Origin of the sequence: Chryseobacterium joostei, from assembly GCF_003815775.1 — a bacterium.
Classification (GTDB): domain Bacteria; phylum Bacteroidota; class Bacteroidia; order Flavobacteriales; family Weeksellaceae; genus Chryseobacterium; species Chryseobacterium joostei.
In genome coordinates this window covers 56,085-79,337 of the sequence record NZ_CP033926.1, presented here as the reverse complement: position 1 = coordinate 79,337, position 23,253 = coordinate 56,085, and the positions used below count along the sequence as shown (strand labels likewise).

The 23,253-nt window shown below is 36.0% G+C and carries 18 protein-coding genes; 8 read left to right on the top strand and 10 right to left on the bottom strand.

Annotated features, from left to right (window positions below):
• Positions 1–91: 91 nt before the first annotated feature.
• The gene (locus EG359_RS00315; protein WP_076354242.1) at positions 92–1,039 is read left to right on the top strand and encodes a hypothetical protein; all 948 of its coding nucleotides are present in this window, start codon (positions 92–94) and stop codon (positions 1,037–1,039) included.
• A 124-nt stretch (positions 1,040–1,163) separates the two neighbouring features.
• Here the strand turns inward: EG359_RS00315 and EG359_RS00310 are convergent, their stop codons facing one another.
• Both EG359_RS00310 and secD read right to left on the bottom strand, forming a co-directional pair.
• Positions 1,164–2,384: a TCR/Tet family MFS transporter gene (locus tag EG359_RS00310; protein ID WP_076354241.1), complete on the bottom strand. Its 1,221-nt coding sequence runs from the start codon at positions 2,382–2,384 to the stop codon at positions 1,164–1,166.
• A gap of 230 nt (positions 2,385–2,614) precedes the next feature.
• Positions 2,615–5,509 (bottom strand): protein translocase subunit SecD, encoded by a 2,895-nt coding sequence (gene secD / locus EG359_RS00305; RefSeq protein ID WP_076354240.1) that lies wholly within the window; start codon positions 5,507–5,509, stop codon positions 2,615–2,617.
• A 216-nt stretch (positions 5,510–5,725) separates the two neighbouring features.
• Between secD and EG359_RS00300 the strand changes: the two genes are divergently transcribed.
• Positions 5,726–7,099 carry a PQQ-dependent sugar dehydrogenase gene (locus EG359_RS00300; protein WP_076354239.1) on the top strand — a complete coding sequence of 458 codons (1,374 nt, stop codon included), beginning with the start codon at positions 5,726–5,728 and terminating at the stop codon, positions 7,097–7,099.
• A gap of 115 nt (positions 7,100–7,214) precedes the next feature.
• Here the strand turns inward: EG359_RS00300 and hemN are convergent, their stop codons facing one another.
• The 3 genes from hemN to EG359_RS00285 form a co-directional block, all read right to left on the bottom strand.
• A complete protein-coding gene (gene hemN, locus EG359_RS00295) occupies positions 7,215–8,573 on the bottom strand; it encodes an oxygen-independent coproporphyrinogen III oxidase (protein ID WP_076354238.1) in 1,359 nt (452 codons plus the stop codon).
• A gap of 205 nt (positions 8,574–8,778) precedes the next feature.
• Positions 8,779–9,789 (bottom strand): WD40/YVTN/BNR-like repeat-containing protein, encoded by a 1,011-nt coding sequence (locus tag EG359_RS00290; RefSeq protein ID WP_076354237.1) that lies wholly within the window; start codon positions 9,787–9,789, stop codon positions 8,779–8,781.
• Between the two features lie 45 nt (positions 9,790–9,834).
• A complete protein-coding gene (locus tag EG359_RS00285) occupies positions 9,835–11,352 on the bottom strand; it encodes an amino acid permease (RefSeq protein ID WP_076354236.1) in 1,518 nt (505 codons plus the stop codon).
• Positions 11,353–11,516: 164 nt separating this feature from the next.
• Between EG359_RS00285 and pnuC the strand changes: the two genes are divergently transcribed.
• The 5 genes from pnuC to EG359_RS00260 all read left to right on the top strand — a co-directional run bounded on the left by pnuC (position 11,517) and on the right by EG359_RS00260 (position 17,536).
• Positions 11,517–12,188, top strand: a complete 672-nt coding sequence (pnuC, locus tag EG359_RS00280) for a nicotinamide riboside transporter PnuC (RefSeq protein ID WP_076354235.1) — start codon at positions 11,517–11,519, stop codon at positions 12,186–12,188.
• Positions 12,189–12,192: 4 nt separating this feature from the next.
• Positions 12,193–12,876 (top strand): hypothetical protein, encoded by a 684-nt coding sequence (locus tag EG359_RS00275; protein WP_076354233.1) that lies wholly within the window; start codon positions 12,193–12,195, stop codon positions 12,874–12,876.
• A gap of 91 nt (positions 12,877–12,967) precedes the next feature.
• On the top strand, positions 12,968–13,735 hold the full coding sequence (dapF, locus tag EG359_RS00270; RefSeq protein ID WP_076354231.1) for a diaminopimelate epimerase: 768 nt from the start codon (positions 12,968–12,970) through the stop codon (positions 13,733–13,735).
• 33 nt (positions 13,736–13,768) lie between these two features.
• The gene (gene mltG / locus EG359_RS00265; protein ID WP_076354229.1) at positions 13,769–14,794 is read left to right on the top strand and encodes an endolytic transglycosylase MltG; all 1,026 of its coding nucleotides are present in this window, start codon (positions 13,769–13,771) and stop codon (positions 14,792–14,794) included.
• 132 nt (positions 14,795–14,926) lie between these two features.
• Positions 14,927–17,536, top strand: a complete 2,610-nt coding sequence (locus EG359_RS00260; RefSeq protein WP_076354227.1) for a TonB-dependent receptor — start codon at positions 14,927–14,929, stop codon at positions 17,534–17,536.
• 46 nt (positions 17,537–17,582) lie between these two features.
• On the opposite strand, the gene EG359_RS00255 is transcribed toward EG359_RS00260, so the two are convergent.
• The 5 genes from EG359_RS00255 to EG359_RS00235 are packed head-to-tail and all read right to left on the bottom strand — an operon-like array spanning position 17,583 to position 21,390.
• The gene (locus EG359_RS00255) at positions 17,583–18,035 is read right to left on the bottom strand and encodes an adenylyltransferase/cytidyltransferase family protein (protein WP_076354225.1); all 453 of its coding nucleotides are present in this window, start codon (positions 18,033–18,035) and stop codon (positions 17,583–17,585) included.
• 11 nt (positions 18,036–18,046) lie between these two features.
• A complete protein-coding gene (locus EG359_RS00250) occupies positions 18,047–18,811 on the bottom strand; it encodes a methyltransferase domain-containing protein (protein ID WP_076354223.1) in 765 nt (254 codons plus the stop codon).
• Between the two features lie 12 nt (positions 18,812–18,823).
• Positions 18,824–19,846, bottom strand: a complete 1,023-nt coding sequence (gene galE / locus EG359_RS00245; protein ID WP_076354221.1) for a UDP-glucose 4-epimerase GalE — start codon at positions 19,844–19,846, stop codon at positions 18,824–18,826.
• Positions 19,847–19,855: 9 nt separating this feature from the next.
• Positions 19,856–20,266, bottom strand: coding sequence for a hypothetical protein (locus EG359_RS00240; protein ID WP_076354219.1), 411 nt, complete (start codon positions 20,264–20,266; stop codon positions 19,856–19,858).
• Positions 20,266–21,390 (bottom strand): DegT/DnrJ/EryC1/StrS family aminotransferase, encoded by a 1,125-nt coding sequence (locus tag EG359_RS00235; RefSeq protein WP_076354383.1) that lies wholly within the window; start codon positions 21,388–21,390, stop codon positions 20,266–20,268. Before EG359_RS00235 ends, EG359_RS00240 begins: the two co-directional genes overlap by 1 nt.
• A gap of 88 nt (positions 21,391–21,478) precedes the next feature.
• Between EG359_RS00235 and EG359_RS00230 the strand changes: the two genes are divergently transcribed.
• Positions 21,479–23,083: a S8/S53 family peptidase gene (locus EG359_RS00230; RefSeq protein ID WP_076354217.1), complete on the top strand. Its 1,605-nt coding sequence runs from the start codon at positions 21,479–21,481 to the stop codon at positions 23,081–23,083.
• Positions 23,084–23,253: the final 170 nt, after the last annotated feature.

Genomic DNA, 23,253 nt, shown 5'->3' with positions numbered 1-23,253 from the left:
ATTTATCAATTAATAAATAATTAATTCAATTTATTGAGAATTAAACAGTATTTAAGTATATTTACAATACACAACCAAATAAATATTTATTATGAAAAAATTAATTACCGGCTTTAAAATTCTGGCCGTATTATCAGTATTGACACTCAACAGCTGTCGTGATGATAACAATGAAATTTCTAAACAGGAAACAATTCAGGCTAAAGTAACCACTGCTGATCTGAAAAAGGAAGTAACCTCTATTTCACAGGCGGTTCCGGAGATTGTACAGTCACAACTGAATGAATCTCAAAAGAGTCTTGAAAAGTATTTAAAAAGTGATTTACAATTTGCAGGAGTCGACGTAATCGGAAAAATTTCAACTCAAAAGGGTATCGAAATTTCTCAAAACCTGATTTCTGATAAGGATCAGTTTATAGCCCTTGGAAATCTTTTGGATCTTTCTTCTGTAAAAATGGGAAGAATTGGGGATCTTTATACGGGAGACGATCTTACCATTGCCCAAAACGGATTAAAAGAAATGGCTACTGAAGAAATAAAAACAGGCATCAATGTAATGGAAATCATTTGGAGCAGCAAAAACGGAAAGTTCACTACGCTTTGTTTTTATAATGATTCGGGAATTGTATGGGATAATATTCTTGGTGGCTTGGTGATGATGGATACAAGAGGAACCAGCGAAAGTTCTACCGGCAATGAGTCTGCAAGGGTTGCTTCTAAATGGTATAAGCAATGGTGGACCGCCAACTGGCTTTGGGGATCTAAAAGAGGTGAAGCGGGGTACCAGATCACTGTTTACTATACAGGATCAACAGTATCCAATACGGATGTAAATGACTGGGCTTATATCAGTTTAGGCAAAGCAAAAAGTGAGAGTAAGATTACAAAAAATACAGGAGCTTATGGACAGTGTCGTTATGCGTTAGGGCTTTGTACTCCTACAGGTTCTTTAAGCTTTAATTCCAGTAATTTCTCCGTTTCATTCTCAGGATTGGGAAGCAATGTTGTGAATAATGGGGTAAAATCTCTCTACCCTTAATTTTCATAGAATATAAAATTTTTCAAACAGTAAGGGAAGCCTATATGGGCTTCCCTTTATATTTTACACTAGTGTTTTCATTCTGTCATTATTGAATCTTTTCTCTTCCTTGGCCTATAACTGCTTAAATTTTCCCTTTTTTCTTAAAAGCAGAATAGGTAATTACAACGCTGATTGCCATTAAAATAAATGCAAGGAAGAAAGGCGCTCCTGAAAACTTAAATGGTGCTTCATCATGCGTGAAAAAGTAGAACAGATTCGTCATCATTGGAGGTCCGATAATGGAAGTAGCGCTCATTAAACTGGTTAATGCTCCCTGAAGTTCACCTTGCTCATTGGAAGGAACACTTTTCGTAATCACAGACTGTAAAGCCGGTCCACAGATTCCTCCTAAACAGTAGGGTATCAAAAAAGCAAACATCATCCACCCTTCAGAAGCAAATGCAAACAACAAAAGACCTAGCGCATATAGGGCAAGTCCATAATAAATACTTTTCTGTTCACCCAGCCTTGGCGTTGTCCATCGGATCAAAAGCCCTTGTACCAAACCAACCAACAAGCCTACAACTCCTAAAGAAATCCCAACCATTCTTTCTGTCCATCCAAACTTATACATGGTAAAGAAACTCCAGTTACTTTGTACAGCATGCCCTGCAATGTAGATTAATATTAGTGCAGCAATAAGTCCTGAAATCTCAGGGTGTTTTCCTAAAAATTTAAAAGATCCTACTGGATTAGCTCTCTTCCAGTCAAATTCTCTTCTTTTATCTTTATCTAAACTTTCGGGAAGAATGAAGTATCCATAAAGGAAGTTAAGTAAACATAAACCTGCTGCCGCATAGAAAGGGACTCTGGCACCATAATGTCCCAGAACACCGCCTAAAACAGGCCCTATAATAAATCCTAAACCAAATGCTGCCCCAATCAGACCAAAGTTCTTTGCTCTGTCTTCATCATTTGAAATATCTGCAATATAGGCACTGGCTGTAGTTACACTTGCTCCGGTAACCCCTGCAATAACTCTTCCCAAAAACAGCCACCAGATTGTGGGGGCCAATGCCAGGAAAATATAGTCTACTGCAAATCCGAAAAGCGAAATCAAAATAACAGGTCTTCGTCCGTATTTATCACTTAAATTTCCTACAAGAGGAGAAAAAATAAACTGCGTAAATGCATAGGCAAATCCTAGCCAGCCACCATATTTTGCTGCTTCACTGATGTCTGCATGAATCAATTCTTCAATCAATTTGGGAACAACAGGGATAATGATTCCCCATCCCGTAATATCAATCAGTAAGGTTATAAATATAAAGCCTATGGCCGCTTTTTTCTTTGAATTTTCCATGATGGTGCAAAATTAATCAAATCTTAAAAATAATGATTCTAAATTTCATTATATTAAAGAAGTATAATATTGAATAACAGAATACTATTAAAAAAACAATTTATTTTAATGGTGTATACAATAATAAACCTCAAAACAAGATGTTACAAAATGCTTGAAACAAATTTTAAATTCAGATAACAAAAAAGCCTTTCTTTCGAAAGGCTTTTACTAATTTATTGTAGTTTGTTTTACTTTGAAGCAAGTACTTCTTTATCTGAAGTAGTTTTTCCATGTACTTCATCTTCTTTTCCTTTCTTAAGGAAGTCATAAGCAATTGCCGATGCAATAAAGATAGATGAGTAAGTACCGAATCCAATACCAATTAGCATTGCAAACATAAATCCTCTAAGGTTATCACCTCCAAAGATGAAGATCGCAAGGATTACCAAGATTGTAGTAAATGACGTGTTGAACGTTCTACCCAATGTACTTGAGATAGAGTCATCAAATAATCCTGCTAATGTTAATGATTTCTTCTCTCTTAAATATTCTCTAATTCTGTCGAAGATAATTACAGTATCGTTAATTGAGTACCCTAATACAGTAAGGATTGCAGCGATGAAATCCTGGTTGATCTCCATGTTGAACGGCATATATTTGTGAAGCAATGAATACGTTCCTAAAATAATAACCGCATCGTGGAATAGAGCCGCAACAGCACCTAAAGAGAACTGCCACTTTCTAAATCTGAATAAGATGTATAAGAAAATACCTCCTAAAGCAGCCACTACAGCAAGAATACCGTGTGTCTGAATATCGTCTGCCACAGTAGGACCTACTTTTTCAGAAGAAATGATACCAGCGTGATCTTTATCTGCAGATTTGAAATCGTGTAATGTAATGTTAGCTGGAAGATCTCCTTTTAACCCCTCATATAATTTCTGTTCAATTGTCTGGTCAGCCTTTAAAGACTCATCTTCGATTAGGTAATCTGTAGAGATTTTCAACTGATTGGCATTTCCAAAAGTCTTAGCTTCTACAGAAGAGTTCTTACCGTCTTCAGTCTTGAATAGTTTTACTAATTTCTCTTCTACATCATTAGCATTTACCGGTTTGTCAAATCTTACCACATAGTTTCTACCTCCTGTGAAGTCAATACCATATTTAAACCCATGAGTAACCATGGAGAAAATACAGATCACTGTTAATACAGCAGAGATAATATATGCATACTTTCTCTTACCAATAAAGTCGATCCAAGTATTTCTGAATAGGTTTTTCGTTGGTGGAGTCCATACAGAAAGGTGTTTACCTTTATTTAATCTACTAAAGATCATTACTCTTGAAAGTAATACAGAAGTAAACAATGTCATTACGATACCAATCATCAATGTCAAAGCAAATCCTTTGATAGGTCCTGTTCCGAAGAAGAACAATACAACTGCCGTCAATAAAGTAGTTGAGTGACCATCGATAATTGCACTTAATGCGTGTTTGAAACCATCCTTATAAGCTTCTAAGATACTCTTACCTGCAAATAATTCTTCTTTCGTTCTTTCGTAGATAATTACGTTTGTATCTACCGCCATCGCCATCGTCAATACGATACCTGCGATACCAGGAAGCGTCAATGTAAAGTCACCGGAATCCATAATTCCGAAAATATAGAATAAGTTAATTACCATTGCAATTACAGCGTACACACCGGCACCACCGTAATAGAAAATGATATAAACAATAATAATCAAGAATGCGATTGCAAATGAGATCATCCCTGCGTTGATAGATTCCTGTCCAAGAGACGGACCTACCTGAGTCGCCTGTACTACTTTTGCACCCGCCGGTAATTTACCAGCTCCTAAAACGTCAACCAATTCTTTAGCTTCCTCTTGAGAAAAGTTACCAGAGATTTGAGTTCTACCGTTAGGAATAGCATTTACAACGTTTGGTGCAGTGTACACTCTGTTATCAAGTGTTACAGCAACTGGCTTCCCTACGTTTTTCTCAGTTAAAGTTTTCCAGTCTTTTGCACCTTTAGAATCCATCTGCATGTCTACTACTACTCTTCCAAGTTCATCGTAGCTAATGCTGGCAGTTTCTACAGCACCGTCTACCGGAGCTTTTTGGTTGATGTTACTTCTGATTGCATACAATACCAAATCATCAGGACTTGTAGCCTCAGGCTTGTAACCCCACATAAACTGCGTATATTTAATGTTTGCCGGACGTAAAGCCAAACCTACCTTGCTATTTAAAATTTTATTTACAACAGCAGTATCAGATAATTTTACGTTAGCTACACCATTCGTTCTTAATTTGTCAAGCTGTAAAAGGTTGATGAAGTTCACATTTTTTGCAACTCCCATAGAATCTCCTTTTGCAGCAACCATAGTGGTTAATGTTTGGAAATAAGGTGCAATTTCAGGAACTTGTTGTACTTCCCAGAACTGAAGTTTTGCAGAAGTCTGAAGCATTTTCTTTACCTTATCGATATCCTTCATACCAGGCATTTCCACAGAAATTCTAGCTGTACCCGGTACTCTCTGAACGTTTGGCTGGATTGCTCCAAGTTTATCAATTCTCGTTCTGATTACCTCGAAAGCTGTTCCTACAGAAAGATCAATTCTTCTTTTCACAATACTTTTTACCTGCTCATCAGTCGTGTTGTACTTGATTTCAGATAAGTTTGTGTTTCCGAAAAGTTCCGGATCAGCAAGCTTAAGGTTGGTACCTTTTGCTTTGTTAACCGCATCGAACTGTTCAAAGAAGTTGTCGATGTAAGATTTTGTTGAGTTTTTCTGAGCTTCATCAGTCTTGTTCAAAGCATCAATAAGAACAGGATTTGTTGAATAATTGGTTAAATCATTAACCAAATCTCTCTGGTTGATTTCCAATAGAACGTTGATCCCTCCTTTTAAGTCAAGACCAAGTTTCATTTCCTTGTCTTTAGCTTTTGAATAATAAAGCTTTGTATACCCAAGATTAAGAGTATCCTCCTTGATTCGTTTGATCTCTTTCTCGTTTCCTTTCGCAGCTTCTATCTGCGATTCAATTTTGCTGGCGTACCAGGTTGGCAATAGCTCGTTTAAGCAAATCAACCCCAGGACAATAGCAACAATTGTAATAAGTCCTTTTCCTTGCATTTTGTTATAACTACGTTAAATTAAGTCGGCAAATATAATGATTTTCTTGTATTTTATGAATTTTTAACAACAGAAATGGTTTATTTTCAGATATATCAGCATTCTGATTTACATTTAAGATTTAACAATTTTTTTACTGTATCCTAGTGAAGTTTTCAAAAATTAATTGGTATAAAATTTTCATTCCTACATCAACACACTAACTATCAAAATATTATGAAAAAACAACTTTTTATCATCAGTATTTTTTCTTCCTTAATTGTTAATTCTCAAAGCATTAATTTGGAAGAATTTGCCAGTGGACTTACCAATCCCGTAGAGATCACGAATGCCAACGACAGCAGATTGTTTGTTGTACAACAAGACGGAATGATCAAGATTCTTCAACCTAATGGAGCCATCAATGCAACCAATTTCCTGAATATTTCAACAAAAATTCTCTATGGTGGAGAAAGAGGACTTCTGGGACTTGCATTTCATCCACAATACTCTACCAATGGGTATTTTTTTGTGTATTATAACAACACAGCCGGAAATATTATTGTGGCAAGGTATAACGTAAGTACTACCGATCCTAACTTAGCTGATCCCAATTCTGAAAAAATTTTAATGAATATCCCGAAACCATTCAGTAATCACAATGGCGGAAGCATTCATTTTGCTCCCGACGGAAAGCTGTGGATCATCACCGGTGATGGAGGAAGTGGCGGAGATCCCAACAACAATGCTCAAAATAAAAATGTGCTTCTGGGTAAAATGCTGAGGATTGATGTAGATGCTACCGGACCCTATAATATCCCCGCAGACAACCCTTTTGCAGGAGCTACAGTAGATGGAGCTGATGAAGTATGGGCCTATGGACTAAGAAATGCATGGAAGTTTTCTTTTGATTTGAATACAGGAAACGCTTGGATTGCCGATGTAGGACAGGGAGCTATTGAGGAAATCAATAAAATACCCATAACGCAACCCGGACTTAATTATGGATGGCGCTGCTATGAAGGCAATACTGCTTACAATACAACAGTTGGCTGCCCCAACTCTTCTACTATGACCTTTCCTATTGCCGTGTACGATCACTCCGGAGGAAAATGCTCTATCACAGGAGGCTATGTTTACAGAGGCACTCAATATCCGTCACTTCAGGGGAAATATTTCTTTGCAGACTACTGCTCTACCCAGATCGGAATCCTAAATCCTGATAATTCCATTGTGTGGACTTCTCCCTACAGCGGAAATAATTTTTCAACTTTTGGACAAAACTCACAAAAAGAATTATATGTAGCCGCCGTTAATAGTGGAAAGATTTTTAAAATCACAACCGGAACCCTGGGTACACAGGAGACTAATCAATTTGCAACCATAAAAATCTATCCTAACCCCGCATCAAAAGAGGTTTTTGTGAATGGAATTAAAGATAAAAATGTAACTGCAGAGATCATCAGCGCAGAAGGACGGAAAGTATTGGAAACAGGCTTAATTACAGAAGGGCAAAGAATAGACATTTCCAAAATACCAACAGGTGTATATTTTATCAATGTGAAATCTGGAAATTTAAAATCTTTTAGTCAAAAACTTGTTATTGAGTAAGTTCTATTTTTTACAAAGATGAATATTGTATCCAATACATCATTCGAGCATAGAGTGTCTAAACTAAAATTTTAAGTGAAATAAAAAAGCGGTTCAAGACTGAACCGCTTTCTCTTTATATCGTCATTGAGAAAATCCTCGTTTCCGGCTTATTTCTCATCATTCTAAGGTCAAATACCATTGCTACATTTCGGGTGAATGCTCTACCAGCTTCGGTAATTTTAACTTCATGGCCGTTAATCTCAACCAATCCGTCATTTTCCATTTCTTTTAACATATCCAGTGCATTTTCCAATTCAGGAAAGGAATTATGTGTGCTAAAAGTAGTTTCCAGCTGACACATCAAATTCAGAATATGTCTTCTTACAATCAGATCTTCTTCATTCAGAACATGTCCTTTCACCACAGGGATTTCACCCTCTTCCACCATTTTTTGATAGTCTTCCACGGTTTTTACATTTTGAGCAAACGCATACCAGGAATCTGAAATAGCCGACATTCCAAGTCCTACCATCAATTGGGTATTGCTTGAAGTGTAGCCCATAAAGTTTCTGTGAAGTTTTTTATGAATCAGAGACTGGTACAAATCATCATGTTCCAGAGAAAAGTGGTCCATCCCAACTTCAATATATCCAAGATCCTGAAGTAATTTTTTCCCATCTTCGTACAAGCGGCGTTTTTCTTCACCACTCGGCAGGTCATTTTCATCAAATCCTCTCTGCCCAACACCTTTTACCCATGGAACGTGTGCATAGGAATAAAATGCCAGTCTATCCGGCTTCAATTCCATTGTCTTTCTAATGGTATGTTCCATTGCTTCCCAAGATTGGTGTGGAAGTCCAAAAACCAAATCATGACTAATCCCCCTGTAACCAATTTCCTTAGCCCACTCTGTTACGTTTTTCACGTTTTCAAAAGGCTGAATTCTGTTGATTGCCTTTTGTACTTTAGGATCATAATCCTGTACTCCAAAGCTTACTCTTCTGAAGCCCAAGTCATATAAAGTCCGAAGATGGTCTCTCGTTGTATTATTAGGGTGTCCCTCAAATGAGAACTCAGGATGTTCTGCAATATCTACGGTTGCAAAAATTCCTTCCAGAAGTGTTTTTAAGTTTTCCGGAGAGAAAAATGTTGGTGTACCTCCTCCCAAATGCAATTCTTTCAGCTTTGGTCTTTCATTAAAAAGCTCAAGATAAAGCTTCCATTCCTTTAACACGCTTTCCAAATAAGGAACTTCAACACTGTGTTGTTTTGTTATACGCTTATGGCATGCACAGAATGTACACAACGCCTCGCAGAAAGGCAAATGGATATAAATAGAAATTCCCTCCTCTGCATTGCTTTCATGAAAAGACCTGATTACGCTCTCCTTCCATCCTTCTGGTGAAAATGTAGATTCATCCCAATACGGAACGGTAGGATAAGAAGTGTAACGCGGTCCGGGAATATTATACTTATCTATTAAAGAATTCATTTTGAAAAATAAAATTTTATAAGGTGAGGAAGTTTAACATCATTAAAATTCCATCCTACAAAATTAACCATTAGTTATGAATTTTTGCCTATGAATTATATTAGGTTATAGTTTAGAATGAGTCTAAATACACTGTTTAAACCTATTACAGAGATAATGATAAATTCTATTTATTTTATTGATCTTACGTATTTCTTCAAATCTTCTATTTCAACTTCAGCATCACAACTCTATCTTTCCCCGCAAGAACTACTCTATTTCCATCAATCCACTGGCAAACATACAAGCCTTTTTCATCGGAAATTTTCTTCCAAGTCTTTCCAAAATCTGAAGAATAGCTGATATGCTGATCACCTACCGCTATAATCTCTTTTCCTTTTGAGCCGGGTTTTATTTTCACACAAGTCATATATCCTGCATTGTGTCCTGAAGCCTGAATTTGCCAGGTTTCTCCGCCATCATTAGTTGTCGCAATATTATTGATATTAGCATCCTGCTTTGTATAATCGCCACCTACTGCAATTCCGAATTGGTCATCATTGAAATCAATGGAATACATTCCCTGTGAAGATTCCCCCTGAATGAAAGGGGTTTTGAAAATCTCCAGTTTTTCAGTTTTTAGATTCAACCTCAGAATTCTCGAAGCTTTCCCTCCTGTTGCTATCCACATATATTTTTTGGTAGAAGATATATTGGTATTGCTCGCTGCAAAGGCTGCTTCACCATCGTTTAATAACACATCGTTTTTAAACATTCCCCATCTTCCATCTCTATACACCGCTAATTTCAACAAATGATCCTTGTCTGCATCACTGAATGTATAGGCTAGTTTATCATTTACAAAATGTAAAGCATCATAGAATGCCGTTTTTGTAGTATCTGTGAAAACAATCTGTGACTTTAAATCTTTTTTATCAATCTTAAAGAAACGTCCCGGACTTTCAATATTGATGGCATAAAAGGAATTTTTATCCTGTGCCAGCGTTCTGAACTGAAGTTTTTCTTCAGAAAGCCTGATCTGTTTTTGATTTTTATAATCCTTAAGATCTACAAATCCAAACTTGGAATCTGTACCGCTATACCAAATCTTGCTGTCATCAACCTCAAGTGCCCTGATGCTTATTTTATCATTAAGAATTGTTTCTATATTTTCTACCTGTTGAGAAAATGCAGTCATTCCTACGGATAGGAATACAATGGACAAAATATTTTTCATACTATATATTCAACAAAAAAACCGCCGAAGCGGTTTATATTAATATTAATCTATTTCCTTGTATTTTTCAGGATTGTTAAGTTTACTGTTTGATTTTCCATAAAGGAAATATACTAGACCTCCTAGGAAAAGCCATACAGCAGAAAGTTCCAATGCGTGAGCACTTAGGTTAAATATTAAATACACATTAATAAATACACCTAATGCTACAACAATTTTGTAAGCAGGAACTTTGAAAGGTCTGATCAAATTAGGTTCTTTCTTTCTCATTACCCAAACTGCAATACAAACCAGTGTAAATGCAAACAGAGTTCCGAAACTTGTCATATCTGCCAATGTAGAAATTGGTGTAAATGCAGCAATAAATGCTACTACCACACCTAAAAGGATAATTCCTTTGTAAGGAGTTCTTGTTTTTGGGTGAAGTTCTCCGAAGAACCTAGGAATCAAACCATCTTTTGCCATTCCGATAAAGATTCTGGACTGTCCCATCATCATTACCATTACTACAGAAATCAATCCTACGGTGGCAGCAATTGTTACTACATTACTTGCCCAGTGCTTTCCTGCTATTTCAAAAGCATAAGCCACAGGAGCTTTAATTGCATCAGGATATTTCCCTTCCGGATTAAAGTCTGTATAGTGCATCATTCCTGTCAATACAAGAGATACACAGATGTATAATGCTGTACAAACTAACAATGAAACAATAATAGCAAAAGGAACATCTTTCTTAGGATTAATAGCTTCACCTGCTTGTGTAGAAACAGCATCGAAACCAATATAAGCAAAGAAGATAGCGGCGGCTCCGGAAATAATCCCTTTAATGCCATAGGCAGAAACCATATCTCCTTCAGAATTTCTAATGTTTACCTGATCAGGAATAAAAGGCTTCCAGTTTTTAACACCATCAACAGCGTTATAAAGATCAGTATTGGAAAAAATAATATAAACTCCGGCAATAATTACAAAAATAACCGCGGAAGTCTTCATCAAAACGATTAAGTTATTTGCTCCTGCTGCTTCCTTTGTCCCTTTTACCAACAATGCAGTAATCAATAAAACAAGGATGAAAGCAGGTAAGTTCATAGAAAATCCATCACCTGTATAACTTGACGGATCCGAGGTAAGATATCCTGGTAGATGAACGCCAAAGATCTTCAAAAATTTGGTAAAATATCCGGACCAACTCACAGAAACAGCCATACTGGCCATAGCATACTCCAGGATGAGACACCACCCCATGGCCCATGCAAAAATTTCTCCTACTGTTCCATAAGCATAGGCATAAGCTGAACCTTCAACAGGAATGATGGAGGCAAACTCTGCATAGCACAATGCTGCAAAAACACAGGCAATACCTGCTATAATAAAGGAGATTGCAAGCGCTGGTCCTGCGTGGTAATAGGCTCCCGTTCCCGTAAGAACAAAGATTCCACCTCCAATGATAGCACCTACTCCAATTGCTGTTAAACTCCATTTTCCAAGGACTTTTTTCAGCTCACTTTTCTTCATATCTGCCTCATAGGCACTTAGTGGTTTCTTAACCCAAATTTTCGACATGTTTTTTTATTTATTAAGGATTTACGAAAATATAAAAAATTTAGGAACTCCCACGTTTATCGTTAAACTTTCATCATTTATTTTACATTAAAGCCTCCAAAACCTAAGCAACACATTATTTAATTCATTTTAAAAAGTCCATTTTTTTGCTTATTTTTGATCGCATGAATTTATATGATCTTTTTGTAAAGCCTTATGAAAGCTATGATTTTCTACAAATCATGCTTGAAGCATCGGGTGCTATTTTCGGAACTCTGAGCGTATATTTTTCCATTAAAAAAAATATATGGGTTTACCCCACCGGCATCATCTCTACACTGATCTATGTATATATTCTTTTCAACTTTGGCTTATTGGGAGACTGCCTTATCAATGTGTATTATTCTGTGATGAGTGTGTATGGTTGGATTTTATGGGCAAAAAATTCTGAAGATCATGTTCATGTGGAAGTTACCTGGGCTACGAAAAAAGAATGGCTCTATGCCGTCATACTTTTTATCCTTAGTCTTGTACTGGTTACCGCTATCTATTATTATAAGCCTTATATTGATAATAAGTTTTCCATGGAAAGTACAAGTCTTGGATTATATCATTTGGATTGGGCTAATTGGATGGATATTTTTACCACTTCAATATTTTTAGTAGGAATGTGGTTTATGGCCAAACAGCGCATTGAGAACTGGATTTTCTGGATTATTGGAGATTTTATTTGCATGCCAATGATGATTTTTAAGGGTCTTGGTATCACTTCGGTTCAATATTTGGTATTTACTATAATGGCTATCTTAGGATACCTTAGTTGGAAAAAAAGTTTTAAAGAAAAAAAAGTACAATAAAGTCATGAAAAATTTATTTAAAATAGCAGTCAGTATTTTTGCTATTACCAGTTTAACATCTTGTTTAGCATATACAGACGGATATGGCAGCAATGGTGGTTATGGAGACCCATACTACAATAATGGATATTACTATGCTCCTTCTGGGTATTATGGAAATGGAGGATACTATGGTAATGACGGCTATTATTATAGAAATAACATTAATTATTATTATGATAATGGTATTCCTTACTATTATGATAATTACAATAACTCCAGAAGAAAAGTATACGTAGAAAGAAGAACTACGGTAACTTCACAAAGACCAAACAACGGATTCCGAAATAATGGAGGTTCATATAACAATGGTGGCTACTATAATAATGGCAGCTCCAATAGAAACTCCAACAGCGGAAGTAATAACAATAGCGGATTCAGAAACCAAAGTAGTGGTAACCAAGGAAACCAAAGCAGTAGCGGATTCAGAAATCAGAGCAGTAGCAGTTCTCAGGGAACCCAAAACAACCAAAGCAGTGGTGGATTCAGAAGCCAAAACAATGGATTTAGAAATGCTGAAAGCACTAGCAATAGCTCCAGCCGATCAGAATCTTCAAATAGCGGTGGATTTAGAAACAGCTCTGGCACCCAAAGTAGCAGTTCTGGCACTTCAACCAGACAGAACAGCAGCAGCGGAGGCTTTAGATAAAACGATTATAAATAAGGAAACGAACAGTTAACACTGTTCGTTTTTCATTTAAAATATATTAATTTTGTCTCTTCAATTTAGACAAAAATATATGGAATTTTATAAATATCAGGGAACTGGGAATGATTTTGTAATGGTAGACAACCGTGATCTACAGTTTCCAAAAGACAAAAATATCATTGAAAAATTATGTGACAGACGCTTCGGAATAGGTTCTGATGGGCTTATCCTTTTGGAGAATGATCCTGATTATGATTTTAAAATGGTTTACTATAATTCTGACGGTGGTGAAAGTACCATGTGCGGAAACGGAGGAAGATGTCTTGTCGCCTTCGCATTTTTTCTAGACGTTTTTGAAGACAAATGTAAGTTCATCGCAATAGACGGTGAACATGATGCTGAAATTCATAACGGGATCATTAAACTAAAAATGATTGATGTAAACACCATTTCACATGACGGAAACGATTCTGTTCTTAATACAGGCTCTCCTCATTATGTAAAATATGTAGAAAATCTGAAAGACTATGACGTTTATACAGAAGGTCACGGTATCAGAAATTCAGAAAATTATAAGGAAAAAGGAATCAATGTCAACTTTATTGAAAAAATTTCCGATAATGAAATTTTTGTAAGAACCTATGAACGAGGCGTTGAGGACGAAACTTATAGCTGCGGCACAGGAGTTACAGCTTCGGCTTTAACTTTTCTTCAAAAAGACAATCTAACTTCTGTAAAAGTTAAAACCCTGGGAGGAAATCTTAAGGTATATGCTGAAAAAAGTGGAGATTCTTTCTGTAACATTTGGCTGGAAGGACCCGCAAAGCAAGTTTTTAAAGGAAAAGTAGATATTCTTTAAAATCAAAAAACTTTTAATCAACATTATTTAAGAATGAAAAAAGCTATTCTCATTATCATTCTGCTGGTTTTTGTAGTCGCAGGATTTTTTGGTTTGAGATTTTATAATAAATACTTTGGAAACAATGTAAAAAAGGACGGCTATATTTTGATCCCTCATAAGGCAGAATTTAAGCAGATCCTGGACTCTATTGCTCCATACATTAAAGACCGCGAATCTTTTGAGTCTGTAGCCAAGGATAAAGGTCTTAATACAAGCTTTAAAGCCGGACGTTATCATATTGAAAGCGGTAAAGGCAATACGGACCTGGTAAACATGATTAAGGCTGGTAATCAATCTGCAAATTCTTTCAGAATCGGAGATTTTGGAGATATGTACCAAATGATTGGCAAGGTTACCAAAAAAACAGAACTGGATTCTTTACACTTTGTGAATGATCTGGATGGAGTTGCTCAGGAAAAAGGATACAAAAGCGTTGAAGATTTAAAAAAATATTTCTTCATTGATACTTATAATTTCTTCTGGACAGTAAGCCCAAGAGAATTCTTCGCAAAATTTGAAGATCAGTACAATGACTTCTGGACAAGTGAGAGAAAGAATAAAGAACAGCAGTCTGGGTTAACAAGGGACCAAATTTATGCCCTTGCTTCCATTGTTTATAAGGAATCCGGAGGAAAAAAAGATGAAATGAAAACGATTGCAGGATTATATTTAAACCGTTACAGAAAAGGCATGAAGCTTCAGTCTGATCCTACGGTGATTTATGCAATTAATAAGCAGACTAATTTTAAAGAACCTATTAAAAGAGTATTATATAAACATTTGTCTACTCCATCTCCTTATAATACATATGCCAATGCAGGTATCCCTCCGGGACCCATTTGTGTGGTAGATAAGAATTCGGTGGATGCTGTTTTGAGTGCAGAAAACAACAATTATATATTTATGTGTGCAGATCCTGCAAGATTCGGCTATCATAAGTTTACGGCAAGTGCTGAAGAGCATGCTGTAAATGCAAAAGCTTATCAAAACTGGCTCAATTCAAAAAATATAAAATAGGCAAAGCAGGCATCTAAAATTTATACAGTTAAAAAACAATAAATAAATCATAATATTTTAAAAATCAAACCGATATAAACTTTTAAAATATTAAGGGTTATCCTTTCACGATTTTATACAAAAAAATAACCTATGAAGAATAAGACAGAAATTGTCAATATTTTCACAAGAAAAACACTAGGACTTACTTTAGTACTTTCGGCGGCAGCAATGGCTTTCGCACAGGAAAAAGCAGGGGTTTCAGGGATCATTGTCAACAAGAAGAACCAACCGGTTCCCTATGCGTCTGTAACTTTTAGTAATAAAGCCAACACTGCATTAAGTGATGCTGTACTTACAGATGAAAAAGGACAGTACCAATTACAGCTTACTCCCGGAGCTTATGACATTACCGTAGAAGCTATTGATTACAAAAAAAGTGTAGTTAATAAAAATATTACCGGAGCCGGCAACATTGGAGCATTATCCATAGAAGCAGAGGCAACTTCTACTCTAGATGGAAAAACGAAGGAATTACAAGGTGTTGTTATTACTGCATCAGCAGCTAAGCCCTACAAAGTAGAACTTGACAAAAGAACTTATGATCCATCACAGGATATTGTCAGCAAAGGAGGAAACCTTCAGGATGTTCTGAGTAATGTACCTTCTGTTTCGGTAGATACGGACGGAACAGTTTCCATGAGAGGAAGTACGAATGTAAAATTCTTGATTAATGGAAAGCCGTCTTCTCTTTTGGGAATTGATGATGGTGCCAATGCACTGCAAAGTATCCCTGCCGATCAGATCGAAAGAATTGAAGTGATTACCAACCCTTCTTCAAAGTTTGAAGCAAGCGGAACTTCCGGTATTTTGAATATCATTCTTAAAAAGAATAAGAAAATTGGTTTTAATGGTAGTGTAGTTGGAACTTTGGGATATTTTCCAAGAACAGCCCTTAATGCCAATTTAAGCTGGAGAAAGAATAACTGGACATGGTTTGTGAACGGTGGCGGCGGATATACAGAAAACAAGACGAAAAATAATTCTGAAACAACCTACCATGATATTAAATTTCCAACGCTAGATCCAATTCCAACAACACCAGCAGAGATAGCAAAAGTCCCTAATGTCCCGGTTCACCAGTATCAAAACTCTGTCAATAAAACATATAATAAAAATTATAATGTAAGCGCAGGTTTTGTGTATGACATTTCTGATAAAACATCAGTCAATTTAACAGGATTGGTAAGAACATTTGAAGGAGATGGAAATGAGCTTGTAAATACCTACGATTCCTTTTATAAATACACTGGAGCAACGTCAGAGCCGTGGAAATTATTGAACCCTTACACGCTAAGAGATTCTAAAAGTGTTTTTAACAATCTGGCATTTCAAGGGGATTTAGGCTTAGATCATAAGTTTGATGATAACGGACAAAATTTATCCTTATCCTTAAGTTTACAAAGAAACAGAAGTAATAATAATGCTGACATTCTGGAAAGTGTTGACAATATACCCTCTGTACAAGATATTACCAGAAGACATTCTGTAAGCAAAACTGTAATTGGAAAAGCTGATTATGAGTTACCGGTAGGAGAAAATTCCAAAATTGAAGCAGGTTACAGATTGGATATCAATGATAATACTTATGATAATTTTGTAAGCAGCACTTCTAATAATCCTCTTATTCCGAACTATAATAACAATACGGATTATAAGGAAATGTTTAATGCATTCTATCTTCAGTTTAGAAGTAAAATAGGAAACTTTGGTTATCAGTTGGGATTAAGAGACGAAATTTCAAACGTTAAGATCAATTATATTAGCCAAAACCCTGATAAGGAACCATTAAATAAAACTAAGAATTACAACAACTTGTTTCCAAGTGTATTCTTAAGTTATGACATCTCTAAGAATAATCAGATCTTGGTAAACTACTCTCGTAGAATAGACAGACCTAGATCATTCTTCATGGTTCCTTTCCCTAATTACACGAATAATCAGAATATTTTTGAGGGGAATATTGATCTGAATCCATCTTATGTAGATTCTTATGAAGTAGGTTATAATATCACTAAGAAGAAGTTTACCATCAACCCTACTTTATATTACAGACATGCAACTGATGATACAAAAATGTTGGTGTACAGACCTGATGAAAGACAGAAAGTATTCTACACAAAACCTGAAAACCTGGGTAATGACGACCGTTATGGTTTGGATTTAAACTTTACATACGATCCTTTTGCATGGTTCAAAATCATGGGTAGTGTAGATTTATTCGGATACAAAACTTCCGGAATTGCAACTTATAAAACAATAGATGTAGACGGATTGACTCAGGTGCGTTCATTAGATTTTACAGGAAGTGGTTTTTCTACAAGACTACGTCTTAATACAACCTTTAAGCTTGATAAAACATTAAGTGTACAGTTGCAAGGATTCTATAGAGGAGGACAAAAAACAGCCAGCCAAGACAGAAAAGATATGTATGCCATCAACTTTGGAGCATCTAAAACGATCTGGAAAGGTGATGGAACACTTTCATTCAACATACAGGATATCTTTAATACAAGAGGTATGGAGGTGACTAACTACAGCAATGATTATACACGCAGCAGCTATATGCAATGGCAGCCAAGACAGTTCTCTATTGCCTTAACCTACAGATTTAAACAAGGTGAGAAAGTAGAGCAACCTAAGAAGAAAAAGGATATTAACTCCAATGAAACAGGCGACGATCAACAAGGTGGTCCAATCTAATAAAGTAAAAAATCCCGAAAATTAATTTCGGGATTTTTTTATTCGTTTATTTTACGGGTTCTTTCTGGGATGCTTTTTCTTTTTCAGCTTCATAGATTCTTTTTCTTAAGTCACTGGTAGAAAAGCGATGATCTCTTTTATTATAAAAAATCTCAATTCCCTTTTCTTCACAGTATTGCTTACCTGTAAAATCTCTGTCCATATAATCATCACCAATAATTCTTACATCAATTACAAAAGATTTTAAAATATCCAAAAGATCTTCTTCTGTATAGTAAGGAATGATTTCATCCACAGCATTTACCGCTTTCAGCTGAATGTATCGTTCAACGATAGTCTGGCTTGGCTTGTTTTTGTTGGGACGGTCATGAGAAGGATCAATTTGTAGCCCAACAATTAAGTAATCGCACACTGTTTTAGCTTCTTCAAGCATCTTGATATGTCCTGCATGCAGTAGGTCGAATGAGGAAAATGTAATACCTATTCTTTGTGTCTTCATATTAAATTTGGTTAAAACTTCGCTGAAATAAATGTTCTTTTAAATGGATAAAAGACAGGTGAATCAGGGAAGATGTTTTGTAATTCTTGTTTATAGTCTTTTTTAAATTGTTCTTTCAAATCATCAGGAAGTCGTTCTATATAAGGAAGCATTGCTGTTCCTGAAGCCCAAGTAAATACTGCTTCGGCATTTTCAAGAACATGAGGAAATACTTTCTCATAAACGGTAATTTCTCTTCCTTTATTGTCAAATAATATTTTAGCATAGTATTCTATCTTCAAAACAGGAGACTCTCTTTCCCATGAATGATAAGCTGTTTTATAAGGCTCTGTACCCGCTATTTTTCTTAACAGTTGATGTACAACATATTCATGATTGGATGGTATTTGTACTGCTAATTGGCCTCCTTTATTAACTTTACTGATTATTCTTGGAAAAAGTTCTTTATGATTATTACACCATTGGATTGCTGCATTTGAAATAATCAAATCATAGGTATCTCCCAAATGAAGCTGCTCTTCTATACTTCTTTTTTCAAAGATCAGCCTGCTTGTTTTGAACTGGGCTGCCTTTTCAAGCATTTCTTCTGAAGAATCTATCCCTAAAACCTTGGAATCTTCTAAATAATCTAAGAGCTTAGAAGTGAGCTCTCCGGTTCCACATCCCAGATCTATAACAGAGATTCCTGTCCTTGATTCAACAAGGTTTAATAAATCAAAAAATGGAGCTGATCGCTCTTCTTTAAACTGGTCGTATACTTCAGGATTCCAAGCCATGATTAATATTTTTTATGAGTTTCTAGAGTTCAGATACTTTTGCCATTCCCAGGTTGTTTTCAATGACTCTTCAAGTGAGGTTTCAGCTTTCCACCCAAGTTCATTTTCAGCTTTTTCTGGATTAGCATAAGCAATGGTAATATCCCCTTCTCTTCTTGCACAGATCTGATAAGGCACCTCTACATTATTTGCTGTTTCAAAAGCTTTGACTACTTCCAAAACAGATGAGCCTTTTCCTGTTCCCAGATTGTAAGTATCAATCAACGCTTCCTCAGACTGATCGTTAATAAGTTTTTTCAAAGCAGCAACATGGGCTTTTGCCAGATCAACAACATAAATATAATCACGAACAGCGGTTCCGTCTACTGTGGGATAATCATCACCCCAAATACTCAACTTTTCACGTATTCCTGCAGCAGTCTGCATTACGTAAGGAACCAAATTATTAGGAATTCCTATTGGCAATTCTCCAAGTTTTGCAGATGGATGCGCTCCAATGGGATTAAAATATCTTAATAACGAAATTTTTCGGTTGTATGCCTTTGCAAAATCAATAAGGATCTCTTCTCCCATTTGCTTGGTCTTTCCATAGACACTTTCAGGCATTTTTAAAGGAGTATTTTCGTCAATTGGCATCACATCAGCTTGTCCATAAACGGTGCATGATGAACTGAAAATAAAATTGGAAATCCCTCTTTCTTTAAACTCCTGCAAAATATTGATAAGGGAAAACATATTGTTTTCATAGTAATCTACAGGCTTTATCTGGCTCTCTCCCACTGCTTTGAAAGCAGCAAAATTAATACAGCCATCAATTTGGTGTGCATCAAAAACCTGATTAAGCAGTTCTTTTCGCTTTAGATCAAAGGGATAAAAAACCGGCTTTTTACCTGCAATTTCCTCAATATTTTTTAAAATAAACCTCTCTGAATTGGATAAATCATCTACAATAACCACTTCAAAGCCGTTATTAAGAAGTTCCACTACTGTGTGAGAACCGATGTATCCAAGTCCTCCTGTAACAAGTATTGCCATTTTTATTTTTTAATCTTCGTGTTTTCCTATGTTTTCTATTTCGTTAACTACCTTATACTCTTTTACTTTAAATACATTGACAATAATCAAAATTAATATGAATGAAACTAAAAGTTTAAAACCAAAATGTTCTAAAACATAATACCCATTTAAAAATCCTAAGAGTAAAGGATACCCTAAAACAATTATGGATAAAGATAAACTAAGGTTTAGAAACAAAACAGCTTTATCATATTTTTCAATCAAATTGATGAATGCAAATGCATTAATGACAAGTGAAATACAGATAACTAATGTCTTAAATATGCTGAAATTATCAAATAATTTCAAAATTGAAAATGCAGATATTATAAAAAGCAATAGGCTGGTAATTACAGCTAAGTAATAAACCAGCCTATGTTTAAATATCTTTCTTTTCATTATTTCATAAACTCAAGCACTGCGTCTGTAATATACTTCAACTGCTCTTCGTCTAATTCTGTATGCATTGGCAGAGAAACTACCTGATCCAGAAGTTTGTCTGTATTCACAAAATCTGCATCATTACTTTCCTGGAAGTAAGCTTTCTGCTTTCTTAGGGCCACTGGATAGTAAATCATTGCAGGAATTTCCTTTTCTGTAAGGAATTTCTGAAGTTCATTACGTTTTCCGTTCAGGATTCTTAAGGTATACTGGTGGAATACGTGGGTAGAACTCTCAGATCTTTTTGGAGTAAGTATATTTGGATGACCGGCAAATGCTTCATCGTAGTAATCTGCTGCCCTTCTTCTTGCCTCATTGTAAGAATCCAGGTGAGGAAGTTTTTTTCTTAAAACCGCTGCCTGAATACTATCCAAACGGGAGTTCACTCCTACTTCATCATGGTAATATCTTTCGTACATTCCGTGGTTTACGATTCCTCTTAAACGGTGAGCCAATTCGTCATTATTGGTAAAAATAGCACCACCATCACCATAGCATCCCAGGTTTTTTGATGGGAAGAAAGATGTTGTTCCCACAGTAGACATTGTTCCGGCATACTTTACCGTTCCGTCAGAAAATGTATATTCTGCACCTATTGCCTGTGCATTGTCTTCAATTACATATAAATTGTGCTCTTCAGCAATTTTAAGGATTTCTTCCATGTTCGCACATTGTCCGAACAAATGTACAGGAATAATCGCCTTTGTTTTTGGAGTAATTGCTTTTCTTAAATCATCTGTTGAGATTGTAAATGTATCATAATCTACATCTACCAAAACAGATTTTAATTTAAGCAAATGGATTACTTCTACTGTTGCAGCAAAGGTAAAATCAGCAGTAATAACCTCATCTCCTTCTTTCAGATCCAATGCCATAAGGGCAATCTGTAATGCATCAGTTCCATTAGCACACGGAATTACGTGCTTTACTTCTAAATAAGACTCCAATTCATTCTGGAAAGACTTTACTTCAGGACCGTTGATAAATGCCGCAGAATCCATTACATTTAAAACTGCATTGTCTACATCATTCTTTATTTTGTAATACTGACTTTGCAAGTCAACCATCTGAATTTTTTTCATAAATAAATATTTCTGTAAAAATAAGGATTTTAAAATCCTATCAAAAATTTTATTGGTTTTTGTTTTTATCTTTATACAAAATAATTTTATGAAAAAAATTTTACTCTTTTGTTTCCTCACAGGCTGTGCTTATGTATCTGCACAAACGCAGCTTGTGTTCGTATATTTTAAGGACAAGCCCAACAAAGCTGTATTCTTTGCCAATCCGCTTTCAGAGCTTTCGCAAAAATCACTTAACAGACGTATTGCCTTAGGAATATCGCTTAATGACCAGGACGCTCCCGTAGAGCCATCTTACATTCAAAACCTTCAAAACCTGGGATTCACGGTGACGGATTATTCTAAATGGCTCAATGGAGCTGCTGTGAATGCAACACCTGCTCAAATAACAGTTTTGCAGGCACAACCTTTTGTACTCTCTGTAGAAAGTTTTATACGAAATAACTCAACCGGAGGCAACAAAGTTTCCGTTAATAAATGGAAAGATCAGACAAATACAAATAAAAATCTCACCACCTTTGATTATGGCTCCGGAACAAATCAAATCGATCAGGTAAACATCAGGCCTCTTCATCTTGCAGGTTATACAGGAACAGGGGTTTCCATTGCTGTTATCGATAATGGCTTTCCAACGGTAAATACCGGAAATGCTTTTTTAAGAATGCGAACCAATAACAGAATAAAAGCCGGCTATGACTTTGTTACCAAGACCAACAATATATACGATACGTCTTTAAATATACACGGATCAGTAGTTTTGGGAGCTATTGGCGGTTATTTGGAAAATGTATTTGTAGGATCTGCTCCTGATGCCGATTTTTACTTGTACCGAAGCGAAGACGCCAGTGTTGAGATCCCTGAAGAGGAAATCTACTGGATTGAAGCAGCTGAAGAAGCAGACAGAAAGGGAGTTGAGATCATTACCACATCTTTGGGATACAATGTTTTTGATAATCCTCAGTACAGTTATACTTATGCTGACATGAACGGAACTACTTCATTTGTCGCCCGTGGTGCACAAATAGCTGCAGAAAAAGGAATTTTTGTTCTTGCAGCCACAGGAAATTCAGGAGATAAGCCATGGCATTATCTTTTGACTCCGGCAGACAATGCCAAGGTATTCTCTATCGGGGCAGTGGATTCATCAGGAAATTCTTCTGTATTTTCATCCTTTGGTCCCAATTCGCTTAATATTGTAAAACCTGACGGGAGTGCACAAGGAACAGCGACCGCAACGGTTATAGGTGATCTGCCTTTTACGACCAACGGAACTTCCATTGCCACTCCAATCGCTGCAGGAGGTGTAGCATGTTTTATTCAGGCCTTTCCCAATATGAACAGGGAATTGATACGAACAAAATTAAAGCAAACGGCTTCTCTTTTTCCTAATCATACTGATCAAATGGGATATGGTATCCTCAATTTCGGAAGCCTGTTCAATATCGTCTTAAATACTTCTGAAATTGTAAAAAAGGAAAAATTCGCCATATTTCCCAATCCTGTTAAAAACATTCTGAATATTGCATCAGAATTTGAAGTGAAATCTTTGGAACTCTATGATAATTTGGGAAGGCTCATCAGAAAGGTTGACAATCAAAAATCTGTAAAGGTGGAAGATTTTGCAAAAGGCACCTATTATCTGAAAATTCAGACAAGGGATAAGACTTTGTACGAAAAATTCATCAAGGAATAACGATCTTGTTTCTCGCGGATTATTCAGATGGAGCAGATTTAATTCCCTATAAACATCTGCGTAATCTGAATAATCTGCGGGAGATATTATTGTGTTAATATTTATGACCTATAACTCATGAATAGTTGATAATAAAAAAACGGGCTAAAGCCCGTTTTATCGTTATGGAA